The 12,236-nt window shown below is 66.7% G+C and carries 8 protein-coding genes and 1 tRNA gene; 2 read left to right on the top strand and 7 right to left on the bottom strand.

Annotation, left to right across the window (positions count from 1 at the left end):
* Positions 1-3: 3 nt before the first annotated feature.
* A complete protein-coding gene (locus tag AC1DZQ_RS03185; protein ID WP_476962125.1) occupies positions 4-1,320 on the bottom strand; it encodes a M20/M25/M40 family metallo-hydrolase in 1,317 nt (438 codons plus the stop codon).
* Positions 1,321-1,484: 164 nt separating this feature from the next.
* Here AC1DZQ_RS03185 and AC1DZQ_RS03180 point away from each other — a divergent pair.
* A tRNA-Leu gene (locus tag AC1DZQ_RS03180) sits at positions 1,485-1,567 on the top strand.
* Between the two features lie 186 nt (positions 1,568-1,753).
* Here the strand turns inward: AC1DZQ_RS03180 and AC1DZQ_RS03175 are convergent.
* Complete coding sequence (locus AC1DZQ_RS03175) at positions 1,754-2,296, bottom strand: ArsR/SmtB family transcription factor (RefSeq protein WP_476962124.1); 543 nt, start codon at positions 2,294-2,296, stop codon at positions 1,754-1,756.
* Positions 2,297-2,370: 74 nt separating this feature from the next.
* Between AC1DZQ_RS03175 and AC1DZQ_RS03170 the strand changes: the two genes are divergently transcribed.
* A complete protein-coding gene (locus tag AC1DZQ_RS03170; protein WP_476962123.1) occupies positions 2,371-3,621 on the top strand; it encodes an MFS transporter in 1,251 nt (416 codons plus the stop codon).
* 152 nt (positions 3,622-3,773) lie between these two features.
* Here AC1DZQ_RS03170 and AC1DZQ_RS03165 read toward each other — a convergent pair whose 3' ends face one another.
* The 5 genes from AC1DZQ_RS03165 to malQ all read right to left on the bottom strand — a co-directional run bounded on the left by AC1DZQ_RS03165 (position 3,774) and on the right by malQ (position 12,212).
* Positions 3,774-5,753 (bottom strand): APC family permease, encoded by a 1,980-nt coding sequence (locus AC1DZQ_RS03165; protein ID WP_476962122.1) that lies wholly within the window; start codon positions 5,751-5,753, stop codon positions 3,774-3,776.
* Between the two features lie 120 nt (positions 5,754-5,873).
* Positions 5,874-7,007 (bottom strand): AI-2E family transporter, encoded by a 1,134-nt coding sequence (locus AC1DZQ_RS03160; RefSeq protein ID WP_476962121.1) that lies wholly within the window; start codon positions 7,005-7,007, stop codon positions 5,874-5,876.
* Between the two features lie 30 nt (positions 7,008-7,037).
* Entirely contained in the window at positions 7,038-8,558 is a 1,521-nt protein-coding gene (locus tag AC1DZQ_RS03155; RefSeq protein ID WP_476962120.1) for a CYTH and CHAD domain-containing protein, read from the bottom strand.
* Between the two features lie 185 nt (positions 8,559-8,743).
* Positions 8,744-9,796 (bottom strand): alkaline phosphatase family protein, encoded by a 1,053-nt coding sequence (locus AC1DZQ_RS03150; protein WP_476962119.1) that lies wholly within the window; start codon positions 9,794-9,796, stop codon positions 8,744-8,746.
* A gap of 187 nt (positions 9,797-9,983) precedes the next feature.
* Entirely contained in the window at positions 9,984-12,212 is a 2,229-nt protein-coding gene (gene malQ, locus AC1DZQ_RS03145; protein ID WP_476962118.1) for a 4-alpha-glucanotransferase, read from the bottom strand.
* Positions 12,213-12,236 lie beyond the last annotated feature (24 nt).

Raw genomic sequence — 12,236 nt, 5'->3', positions numbered from 1 at the left:
CGCTCAGTAGTTGGTGAGCAGGGTGTCCAGCACCCGTGCGCCGAATTTCAGGGAATCCGCCGGGACGCGTTCGTCGACGCCGTGGAACATGCCGGTGAAGTCGAGTTCGTCCGGAAGCATCAGCGGGGCGAAGCCATAGCCGGTGATGCCGAGCCGGCTCAGGGACTTGTTGTCGGTCCCGCCGGAGAGTGTGTACGGCAACACCTTGGCGCCCGGGTCCTCGGAATGCAGGGCATCGATCATCGAGTCGACGAGGTTGCCGGCGAACGGCACCTCCAGCGAGACATCGTTGTGCACGTAGCTGATGTCCACCCCGGTGCCGGCAAGCTCACGGACGATTTCCAGCACCTGCTGCTCCTGCCCGGGCAGGGTCCGGCAGTCGATGAGGGCCTCGGCCGATTCCGGAATGACGTTGTGCTTGTAGCCGCCCTTGAGCAGGGTGGGGTTGGTGGTGTTCTGCAGTGTGGCGCCGACAAAGCGGGCCACCGTGCCGAGTTCCTTGAGGATCTTGTCCGGATCGTCGGGATCGAATTCGACCCCGGTGAGTTCGGTGACCCCGTCGAGGAACTGCCGGGTGGTCGGCGTGAGCTCGATCGGCCAGTTGTAGGCGCCGATCCGGGAGACCGCGCCGGCAAGCCTGGTCACGGCGTTGTCGGTGTTGATCTGGGAGCCGTGGCCTGCGCGGCCGTGGGCCACCAGGCGGAGCCAGGAGAGGCCTTTTTCCGCCGTCTGGAGCAGATAGGTGCGCTGGCCGCCGATGGTGGCGGAAAAGCCGCCCACCTCGGAGATCGCTTCCGTGGCGCCCTCAAAGAGTTCGGGCCGCTTCTCGACGGCGTAGCGGGCACCGTAGGTGCCGCCGGCTTCCTCGTCGGCGAAGAACGCGAAGATGAGGTCGCGTTTGGGTTTGCGTCCCGTGCGGGCGAAGTTGCGCAGCACGGACAGGATCATGGCGTCCATGTCCTTCATGTCCACGGCCCCGCGGCCCCAGATCATGCCGTCTTTCAGTTCGGCGCCGAAGGGGTCAACCGACCACTGTTCGCGTAGGGCCGGGACAACGTCCAGGTGTCCGTGGACCACCAGGGCGCTGGCGGAGGGGTCCTCCCCCGCCAGCCGGGTGACCACGCTGGCGCGGCCGGGGGCGGCCTCGAAGATTTCGGCCTCCAGCCCGACTTCGGCCATGAGCCCGGCGGTGTATTCGGCGGCCGCGCGCTCACCGGGGCCGGAGCCGTCGCCGTAGTTGGATGTGTCGATCCGGATCAGCTCCTGGCAGATCCTGACGACCTCGTCCTCAGGCCTGGTTTCGGTCCGGTTGTCAGTCATAGCGGCTCCTCGTGGCGGGTGGCTCAATTGCTTGCTTCAGCCTACCCACACCACCCCTGCGGACCCCGATTATTTGTTTCCGGAAAAGTCGTGCTAGAGTCTTTCTCGCTGCTTCCGAGAAAAGCAAAACGCTGAAAGGCGAAACGAACTCGGAATTACCACCTGCGCGGGTGGCGGAATGGCAGACGCGCTAGCTTGAGGTGCTAGTCCTCGAAAGGGGGTGGGGGTTCAAGTCCCCCTCCGCGCACAAGGGAAAACCCCTGGAATCCAAGGATTCCAGGGGTTTTTTTCTGTCCCCACGCATGGGGGCCCTGTTTCGCGGACGCACCGGCCGCGTTTCGCGCATCTAACAACGCTATTTGGCTAACAACGCTATTTGGCGCAGCCAGCAGTGAAGGCTCGTGCTTGACTCGTGCTTGAAGGGGCGGACGGCCTAGTCTGACGTCCGGTGAAGGACAAAGATGCCGCCGTACGCGGGCTGGTCCGATCGCTGCCGATCACTGTCGGTGTATTCGCTCAGCACAGCGTAGACGCGCGTGCTGAGGTCCTCGGCGTCTTCCGGTGAGAGGTGCAGTACGAAGCGTGAGAGGCTGGCGAGTGCGTCCGGCCCTGCTTCCGTCAGCTCTTCCCGAAACGCCTCGAGCGGTGCCAGTGGACCCTCCGGACCGGCATCACCGAGTGCGGTGTCCAAGTTCCAGGACCGCCCCGTGGAACGATACGGCTTCTCCAGCGCACCACTGACTCCCGTGCGGACCTCGGCGGGTTCAAGGAATCCGGTTGAGAGCAACTGCCGCACGTGGTAGAGCATCGTCCCCGGATCCTGGCCCAGCCGGTCGGCGAGTTCCTTGTTGGTCAGTTCGTGGAGCCCGCACAGGCGCAGGATCCTTAAGCGCAGCGGATGGGCCAGCGCCTTAATTTCCCGGGCGCTTGCTGCGGGTCTTTTTTCGTCCGCTCTCGCCTGTTCTGCGTCCGTCATGTATCCATCGTACAAACTGATGTACTGGATTCAACCACCTTGAATTTTCTCAATCAATAGGGAATGGTTCACCTATGACTGATCACGCGGCGCAGGTGAAAGAACGGCATCGTGCGCCGCTGGGTGCGTCCTACTGGAAGCTGTGGACCTCATCCGGGCTCTCCAACCTCGCGGACGGCGTCTTCAAGATCGCGCTGCCGCTGCTGGCGATTCAGTTCACTCAGTCGCCCACGCTGGTTGCCGGGCTGACCGTCGCAGCGACGCTTCCCTGGCTTCTCTTCGCCCTAACTGCCGGAGCGCTGGCCGACCGGCTGGACCGTCGCAGCCTCATGTTGTGGGCTAACCTCAGCCGCGCGGTGCTGCCGGCCTTGCTGGTCATCGTCATCCTGCTGGATTTCGGCTCCATTTGGACCCTGTACGTTGTCGCATTGATGGTGGGTGTGGCTGAAACGCTCTACGACACCTCCGCGCAGTCGATCATGCCCCAGGTGGTGCACAGGGATCAGCTTTCGCGCGCCAACGGCCGGCTCTACGCCGTGGAGCTCACCACCAACCAGTTCGTGGGTCCCCCGCTGGGTGGGCTGCTGGTGGCCATCGGCGTCGTTTCGTGCCTTGCCGTGCCGGCGGCACTGTGGCTTGCGGCCGTCGGTGGCCTGCTGCTGGTCCCGGGGGCTTTTCGCATAAAGCGGGAGCAGAAGACGACACTGCGATTCGACATTGCGGAGGGTCTGCGGTTCCTCTGGAGTCAGAAGATCCTTCGCACGCTCGCGGTGATGACCGGGGTGTTCAACTTTGCATCCAACGCGGCATTTGCGGTCTTGGTACTGTTCGCCGTGGGCCCGGCTTCAGAGATGGAACTGTCCGAAGTGGAGTTCGGCCTACTTTTGACCACCTCCGCACTCGGCGCCTTCGTTGGCTCGTTCTTCTCCGAATGGGCCGAGGTCAGGCTGGGCCGGTCGAAGTCCCTGATGCTCACGATCTTCGGGGCCGCGCTGTTCGTAGGTGCGCCCGCCATGACGGACAACCCCTATGTTCTTGGCCCCATCTTCTTTGTGGGCGGCATGCTGATCGTGCTTTGGAACGTCATCACCGTATCCCTGCGCCAGCGCATTACTCCCAACCGCTTGCTGGGCAGAGTCAACAGCGCCTACCGCCTGCTGGCTTGGGGCACCATGCCGCTCGGTGCAGCAGCGGGCGGTCTGCTGGCCCAATGGCTGGGCCTGCAGGTCATGTTCGGCATCATGGGAGTGCTGACCCTCGCGCTCCTCGGGATGATGCCCATCCTCACGGACAAGGCGATGGCCGCGGCCGACGTCGAATCCTAAGTGGCTAGAAGACCGGGTCGGCATCATGCCGGCCCGGTTCTTTTGTGCCCCCGGATCCTGGAACGCCCGGCTTATCCAGCCGAACAGCCCCGCCGGAATCCCGGTGGGGCTGTTCGTTGTGGTGGTTCCTGCGCCGTGCCTAGCCCACGTGCCTAGCCGACGTGGATGGCAGGCCGGAGTGCAGGGTCGGGCTCGGTCTCGCGGAGGATTTCGCGCACCAGCGGCGCGGTGTCGCCCTCCCCCAGGAACAGGTACCGCATGAGGTGGCCGACCGGGTTGCCCTCGGACCACTCGAAATAGCACTGGGGCTTCGTGCCGGTCGAGTCGCGCATGGCCAGCAGGACCGCTGCGATCGCGTTCGGCACTGCCGGGGACTTCACCCGCAGGACCCGGTATCCGTCCACTTCGACGCCTTCGACCCGGAGCGTGTGGCTGAACGCCGACGGGTCGGAGATTTCCACCTCCAGGAAGATGACATCCGCCGGGCCTGGGACCGGGTTCAGCCCGCGCTGTTCGTACTCCTTGTCCGCGTACTCGGCCTTGTCACCGGCCTGGCGTTTGTTGGCGATGACGTTCAACTGCCCGTCGAAGGCGATCGAATCGGTGATGAACTGCCGGGCTGCCTCGTCGAACTCGATGGTTTCCAGCCGTAGTTCGGTGGTGCGCTGCACCCGGGAGATGAGCGAGACGATGATGATACCGGCGATGAAGAACGCGGAGATCGCGATGCCGTCCGGCTTTTCGATGACGTTGGCGCCCAGCGCGTACAGCAGGACCAAGGTCAGCGCACCGAAGCCGATCGTGCCGGCGCGGCTGTGCCGGCGGACCGCGGAGACCGTCACGGCGACGGCTCCGGAGACCATCATGGCCAAGATGCCGGTGGCATAGGCGCCTGCCTGGGCGTTGACGTCGGCGTTGAAGGCGACGGTGATGCCGACGCTCAGCACGGTGTAGACGATCACGACCGGCCGGACGGCCCGGCCCCATTCCGGTGCCATGCCGTAGGCCGGCAGGTACCGGGGCACGATGTTGATGAGCCCGGCCATGGCGGAGGCCCCGGCGAACCAGAGGATCAGGGCGCTGGAAATGTCGTAGACGGTGCCGAACCCGGCGCCGAACAGCTCGTGGGCGAGGAACGCCAGGGCGCGGCCGTTGGCCTGTCCGCCCGTCTGGAACTCCTCGGCCGGGATCATGACTGTGGTGAGGAAGCTGGTGGACATCAGGTAGACGCTCATGATGGCGGCCGCGGTGGTGAGCAGCTTGCGGGTGTTCTTGACCCGGGAGGCCATGACCTCCTTGGGGGTGTCTCCGGTGGCCTTGATCAGCGGCATCATGGACACGCCGGTCTCGAACCCGGACAGGCCCAGGACCAGCAGCGGGAAGGCGATGACTGCCGGGCCGATCAGGTCCGTGGGTCCGCCGCCGGCGCTGGCCAGCAGCCGGTCGGTCCAGCCGGCGATCAGGGACGGATCGGAGAGGACGTGCGCGAATCCAGCGGCGACGACGGCGGCGTTCAGGAGCAGGTAGACGGCCACGAGCGGGATGGCGACTCCGACGGCCTCGTTGAAGCCGAGCAGGAACACCCCGCCCAGGATCAGCAGCAGGATCACCGTGATGATCACGGCGCTGCCTTTCAAGCCTTCAGGGACGACCGGATTCTCCAGCAGGTGCACCGTCGCATCGGCGCCGGAAAGGGTGATGGTGATGATCCACGAGGTCGCGACGAACCCGAGCAGCAGCAGCACGAAAAACTTGCCGCGCCAGAACGGGAGCAGCTTCTCCAGCATGGCAACCGAGCCCTGCCCGTGCGGGCTCTCCTGCGCGACCCGGCGGTACATGGGCAGCATGCCCAGCAGCGTCAGAGCCACAATGAGCAGGGTGGCCAGCGGGGACAGGGCGCCGGCGGCCAGGGCCGCGATGCCGGGAAGGTACGACAGGGTGGAGAAATAGTCGACGCCGGTCAAGCACATGACCTTCCACCAGGCGTTGGGCTTGTGATCTTCCTCGGCTTCGGGGCCGGCGGGTGCGACCTGGTTGGCGAGTAGCCAGCGGACCAAGGGCTTGCGGTCCGGGCTGCCGGCCTGCTTCAGGTCAACTTGGGCCGGGACGGCGTGGTCAGAAGTGGTCTGCATCGGATCTCTCTGTCGGTGGCCGGGCGTCTGCCGGGCAGGAACAAGTCGTAGGAACCGGTCAATTGTAGTGCCGGCCCCTATTGCCGGCCGTCAACGGCAGGCAGCTCCAGAACGGCGAGGCTATCGCGCCTCAGGCCCTGGCAGCGGGTCGGACCCTGGCAGCGGGTCGGACCCTGGCAGCGGGTCCTTGCCGGGCAGCGGGTCCTTGCCGGACCAGGTCCTGACGACGGTCCAGGTGACGGCGGTGATCGGCACGGCCAGCAGCGCACCGACAATGCCGGCGAGTATGGTGCCGGCCGCCAGGACGAGCAGGATCGCCAGGCCGTGGATGCTGAGGACTTTGCCCATCAGGACCGGCTGGAGGAAGTGGTGTTCCAGCTGGTTCACTCCGATGACCACGGCCACAACAATGAGCGCCTGGATTGGCCCGTTGGAGACCAGTGTGACGGCAATAGCGAGGGTGCCTGCGACGGTGGCACCGACGATCGGGATGAATCCGCCGATGAAGATGAACACACCCAGCGGCAGGGCCAGCGGCACTCCCATGATGGCGAGGGTGATCCCGACCACGAGACCGTCAACCGCGGCCACCATGGCGGTGCCTCGGACGTACCCGCCCAAGACGACGGTACTGCGATCTGCCGCCAGGCGTGCCTTGGCGTGTTGGTCAGCGGGCAGCATGCCAATGAGAAAGGCGCGGATCTGGGGCCCGTCTTTGAGGAAAAAGAACAGGGTGACGGCCATCAGCACCGCGCCGGTGAAGATTTCCACCGCGGTGCGGGCGCCGATGAGGGCTTCTGCACCGAAGGTGCTCGAGGTGAAGAACTCCCGCACAGAGTCCAAGGCGGCGGTGATCTGTTGGTCGCTGACGGGGACAGGTCCATGGTTCAGGAAGGAGTGCAATTGCTCGACCCCGGTAGCGGCGCGGGCCGTGAGCTCCCCCCACTGGTTGGACACCAGAATGACGATGCCGGCGATGATGCTGCCGAAGACGGCGAGAATGGCCACGAACGAGGCAACCACCGCGAGGGCGCGCGGCCAGGCGTGCCCCGTGAGCCAGCGGACCAGCGGAGAGATCGCTGCGGCCAGGATGACGGCGATCAGGACCGGGATGATGACGAGCGGGATGCGGCTGGCGGCCCAGATGATCGCGCACGCGAGGGCGGACACGGCGAGGACCTGGACGGAGCGGATGCTGGCGCGGCCCAGTCCGTCCGACCAGATGGCCGGCATTCCGCTGCGGGGTTCGGTCATAGGGGTTCTCCCGGCGTTCGGACGCGGTGACTAGGTCCAGCGCAGGGGTTTTGGCCTGGACAATTGCCACACATCGTAGAACCGCAAGCGGGCTTCATTGCCGCGCTGCTGTTCCAGCGCATGCAGGCGCCCGTAGGTGAAACCAATGCCCGTGCCGTCCGCGGCCTGGGCCGCCAGCACCAGCAGGGTTTCCCGGATGACGACGCTGTCCTGGAAGTCTCCGAGTATTTCCTGGATGTTCTCCGCGGCGCGGGCAAGGGCCGTTGCTTGAGTGCCGAAGATGGGGGTAGCCGCCTCGGCGGCATAGCGCAGCCGCTTGGCGCTCTTTCGAACTTCGTGCAGTGCGGCATCCTGCGGCGTCCCGCCTGCGCCGCCACCCAGGGACCGGACGGCTGCCTTGAGGCGTTTTCGTTCCGCCGAGACGAGCCGGCCAACCGTCCCCACCGCTTCATTCCCGGCTGAGCCGCTGAGCGGAGGTTCTGCAAGGAAGGCATCGAGGGAATCGAGGAGGCGGAAGTAGCGGCTGCTGTCCAGCGCCGCCAAGCCTGCGGCACGGCCCTGTTGCTGGACGGTGCCGAGGTGCTCCTCGATCTGTTGCGCAACTGGACCGATCAACAGTTCCGGAGGTTCGGCACTGACCAGGTCCTTCAGCCGGGCGCGGATGACCTCGGTGTCCCGGGCCTGGCCCACAGTGCCGGCGAGCCACTGGAGCTCGGCCCGCAGGAACCTGGCCGGCGTCGTATCTGTGAGCTTCTGGAAAGTCGCCAGGGCCGACCGTAAGCGGCGCGCGGCCACCCGAAGTTGATGCACGGCATCGGGCGCATCGACGCGGACGCGAGGATCATTCACCTTCAGGGCGCGTACCTGTTGGGATATGTAGGACAGCACGACGTCCGAAGCCGGCCCGCTCCGGCTCGGCTTTGGAGCCGTGGCGGGATTCTCCGGATAGGACGATCCGAGCGCCCTGGCCAGTTTGGAGGGCAGGGCGGCGACCGTGACTCCTTCTGCTGCGAACACTGCATCAGCGTCCTGGAGCAGACGTCTGGGGCCGTCGGCGAGTTCAAGTTCCCATTCCCGCCACCGAGACGGTTCCGCAGGGGTCAGCAGGGCTTGCGCCTCGACGTCGTCATCGCTGAAGTGGGCAAGGACCGCGCCGTCGGCGGCGTACAGCGGCGTCGACGTTCGGCTGGTTTTGATGCGTGCCACCGGCACCAGCGTGTGGCACCGGGTGTGGACGAGCACCAGCTGTCGCAGATTTTCCGGCACGGCATCCTGATCGCCTCCAAGCGGCTCCCGTATCTCCCGGCGCTCCCCCGCGGCGACGGGGAGTTTGAGGTGCCATCCTGCATCCGGACCGCCGGACCGGCGGCGCAGGGTGATCCGTTGCGCGGCCAATGCCAGCGCCTCGGTATCAAAGTAGACGGCGTCCAGCTGTTCGTTGGCGGGTAGCCCCGCGCGGTCTACCCCTGGGATGGATGCCAGGGGCGGGAGGGCGTCGGATTCCGAAGGGCTGTACTTGTGTTCCATTTCGATGACTTCGGAACCGGCCATAGTCCATTCTAGGAACCAGCAGGCCGGCCCGGCCCGTGCCCAAAGCCCTTGATCGCAGGAAGCCGGCGCAGCGGCGGCGCTGGCCCGGGGCATGTGGCGAAGCTCCGGTCAAATAGCGGTTGACCGGAGCTTCGGGACCATTATGGGCAGTGGATCCTGTGTATTGGCCGGGAAAAGGCTGTCCGCTAGGAGTTGAGCAATTCGCTCATGAGGGGCGCATTGCGGACATCGTCGGTCAGGGGGGCCAGCCCCCACACGTCCTCGATGGTGTGCAGCAGGGAGTAGTGCGAGTAGGCGGCATTTGAGGTGAAGCCCTTCCGCGCCGCCGGGCCGGCAAAAACCGTGGCCACCCTGTTGTCCTCTTTGCTGCCCTCATCCCATGTGAGCACCAGCAGGGAGTTCTGCGTCGTGAAGGCCGGTGACCCAAGGATCCTTGGCACTTCGTGGGCGAGCCAGTCGTCTCCGGTGCTGATGGGACAGTCGTGGGTGTCGTTGCACATGTCCGGGCTGATGAAGGAGTAGTCCGGCAGGGTCGACGGCGACTGCAAGTCCTGCTCCAGCCGGCCATACGGCACAACATGGTCCGAGCAGGAGGCCTTGTCCCCTGTCACGGCGGGGTAGTACATGAACGGATTGTGCTTCACTGCATACCGCCGGGAGTCACGCGCGGCGCAGGGCGCCGGCATTCCCTCGGCATACATTTTCCAGGTCCGTCCGGATTGGGTGACCTCATCGGCGATGGAGCGCACATCGGCGGTGCAGGACTTCGGTTTGCAGTCGCTCGTGATCCCCGCGCTGGTTCCGCTCGTCAGGGCGAGGTAGTTGGGCAGGCTCGGGTGGGTGATTGCCCGGTAGTTGGCGGCCACTGAGAATTCCGCCGCAAGCTGGTTGAAGTAGCCCGCTTCGCTGGCGCCCATGATCTGCGAGGCCGCCTTGTTTTCCTGGACGATGACCACAATGTGCGCGATTCCGCCGGCGCCCTGCGCGCCGCCGCCCTGCGCGCCGGGCGCCGGGTGCGGCGCCGGCTGCGCGAAGTACGGCGAGGGTGGTGGGGTCACCGCCGGGGGCGCGCCCTGGCCGGACGGCGTGGGCGGCGATTCGGCCGGCGGGGACGGCGCAGATGGGGACTCGGACGGCGCAGGCGGGCCGGGCTGGACGGGCTGCACCGGCGTGCACCCCACCAGCAGCATCGCCAGCGCCCATCCGCCGGCCAGCGAGCGTCGACCGATCCGCGTCATCGGACCATGCTAGCGGCCGGTATCGGTGCGGCCAACGCCGTCGGCAATCCCGGTCTCAGGCCAGGCTCAGGTCACTTGACTGCCGGCGCCCTGCCCGGTGTTCAGGCCCAGCTCAGCCCAGTTAAGTTCAGGAGTTCAGTTCAGGGGCTCAGTGTTCAGGGCTGTGCTCAGCCGGTCCCGCGTCAGGTCAAGCTTCGGGACGGAGCGCACTGCGGACGGTGCCCAGCAGGGACAGGAACCGCTCGTTGTCCGGAAGGTCATCGATCAGCACCACGCCCTCGGGTGCGGCCAGCGGGATGCGCCAGTTCGGGTACTCGGTGCTGGTGCCCGGCTGGTTCTGGGTCCGGGTCTCCCCCACGGCGTCGACAAGCGCCACTCCCAGCAGCGCTGACGGGGCCAGCGCCGTGTAGGCGTACAGCGCCTCCACCGTGGTCCGGACGTCTGCGCCGCCGTCGTCTGCCAGCAGGCCGCGTGCCCGGACCCTGGCAAGCACTGCCTCCTGCTCGGCCACGGCCTCGGCGTGTTCTTCAGCCACGGGGCGCCGCAAGAGCCCGAGCGATTCGCGCAAAGTGACGTGTTCACCGGCAAGGTAGCCCGCCGTCGGGGGCAGATCGTGGGTGTTGACGCTGGTCAGGCACTGCTGGCGGTAGTGTTCCGGCGGGATCGGGCCGTCGGCGTCGTGTTCGAACCAGAGGATCGACGTGCCAAATATCCCCCGCTCGGCCAGGTAGCCGCGGACCCACGGCTCGAACACGCCCAGGTCTTCGCCGATCACGATCGCCCCGGCCCGCTGCGCCTCGAGAGCAAGGATGCCGATGAGCGCCTCGTGGTCGTAGTGCACATACGTGCCGCTCTCGGGGCCCGCGCCCTCGGGGATCCACCACAACCGGAACAAGCCGAGGATATGGTCAACGCGGATGCCGCCGGCGTGCCGCAGCACGGTGCGGAGCATGTCCCGGTAGGCGGCGTAGCCGGATTCGGCGAGCCGGCCCGGATGCCACGGCGGCTGCGACCAGTTCTGGCCCAGCTGGTTGAACATGTCCGGAGGTGCACCCACGCTCACGCCCCGGGCAAGAACGCCGGACAGGGTCCAGGCGTCTGCACCGCCGGGTTTTACGCCGACGGCGAGGTCATGGACGACGCCGATCCCCATGCCCGCCTGACGCGCCGAACGCTGTGCCGCCTCGAGCTGCTGGTCGCAGAGCCACTGGAGCCAGCAATGGAATTCGATCCTGGCCGCCAGCCTCTGCCGCTGCTCGGCACAGTACGGCGACGCCGGGGATGCCGCCGCTCCGGTCCATTCCGGCGCCGACGGCGGCAACTCCTCGGCGAGCGCACACCACAGCGCAAAGTCCTCGAGCCCCTGCCCCTGCTCGGCGCAGAAGTCGGCGAACTGCCGGGTGCGGGCGGGGCCGCGGCGGACCGCAAAGACGAGTTCCAGGGCTGAGAGCTTCGCCGCGTAGCTGGCGTTGCGGTCCAGAAGGTCCCGGGAACGGTTGGCCGCCTGCGGTCCTTCGGCCAGGCGTGCTGCCTCTGCCCGGCCGGCAGCGTCCAGGTAACCGTATTCAGGGATTTCCTCCACCCTCAGGTAGAGCGGGTTGAAAAAACGCCGTGTGGCGGGCAAGTACGGGGAGTCCTCGACCGGCGGCACTGGTTCGGCGGCATGCAGCGGATTGACCAGCACAAAGCAGGCCCCCTGCTCACCGGCAACCTCGGCGAGGTCGCTGAGATCTGCAAAGTCGCCAATCCCCCAAGACCGGGAGGACCGCACAGAATACAGCTGGGCCGTCAGCCCCCAGGTGCGGCGGTCCGCGAGCTGGGCAGAGGCCCGGAGCTGGCCGGGCGTAACAACCAGCGGACACTGCGCTGCGGTGCCTGCGGCGTCGGCTCTCAGGGTGTGCCAGCCGAGGTCGAGGTCGGCGGGGATGGCGAACGTGGCACGTCCCGTCAGGACGCCGTCGACGTCGACCGGCGGGTCCCAGTTCTCCCGCTGGGCGGCCTCGTGCCTGCTGCCGTCCTCAGCGTCGATCCAAACACGGACCTCGCTCCCGTGCGGGACGTGGACATCGACGTGGGTCTCCCGTCCCTCCCTCACCACAAGCACCGGGGGCAGGATGCGCCGCCAGGGCGCCAGCCGGGACTCGTCCAGGGAGCGTTGCTGCTCCTGGGGCCCGTCGGCGGGGACCCCCAGGGCCGCCAGCACGTCCCGCAGGGTTCCGGCGGCCACGGAACGCTGCACTCCGTCCCAGCCCCAGTAGCTTGTGTCGACGCCATGGCCTGCGGCGAGTTCGCGCAGGAGTGCGTCGGCCGTGTCAGTGTCCCCGGGCCGCCCGGGACTTCCAGGGGTCGCGGCGGTGTCGGTGTTTGCAGGATCCTCGGGATTTGCGGGGTTCTCGGAGTGCGTCTGGTCCACCATGCGCCCACTCTAGACGCTGCCCCC

Source organism: Arthrobacter sp. P1_C12_2 (assembly GCF_056406415.1).
The sequence above is the reverse complement of the archived record's forward strand: the minus strand, read 5'-3'. Positions and strand labels throughout refer to the sequence as shown.

Excerpts from the sequence above, each read along its gene's own strand:
- AC1DZQ_RS03185 (WP_476962125.1), bottom strand. The coding sequence starts at position 1,320 with ATGACTGACAACCGGACCGAAACCAGGCCTGAGGACGAGGTCGTCAGG.
- AC1DZQ_RS03170 (WP_476962123.1), top strand. The coding sequence starts at position 2,371 with ATGACTGATCACGCGGCGCAGGTGAAAGAACGGCATCGTGCGCCGCTG.
- AC1DZQ_RS03150 (WP_476962119.1), bottom strand. The coding sequence starts at position 9,796 with ATGACGCGGATCGGTCGACGCTCGCTGGCCGGCGGATGGGCGCTGGCG.
- malQ (WP_476962118.1), bottom strand. The coding sequence starts at position 12,212 with ATGGTGGACCAGACGCACTCCGAGAACCCCGCAAATCCCGAGGATCCT.
- AC1DZQ_RS03160 (WP_476962121.1), bottom strand. The coding sequence starts at position 7,007 with ATGACCGAACCCCGCAGCGGAATGCCGGCCATCTGGTCGGACGGACTG.
- AC1DZQ_RS03155 (WP_476962120.1), bottom strand. The coding sequence starts at position 8,558 with ATGGCCGGTTCCGAAGTCATCGAAATGGAACACAAGTACAGCCCTTCG.
- AC1DZQ_RS03175 (WP_476962124.1), bottom strand. The coding sequence starts at position 2,296 with ATGACGGACGCAGAACAGGCGAGAGCGGACGAAAAAAGACCCGCAGCA.
- AC1DZQ_RS03165 (WP_476962122.1), bottom strand. The coding sequence starts at position 5,753 with ATGCAGACCACTTCTGACCACGCCGTCCCGGCCCAAGTTGACCTGAAG.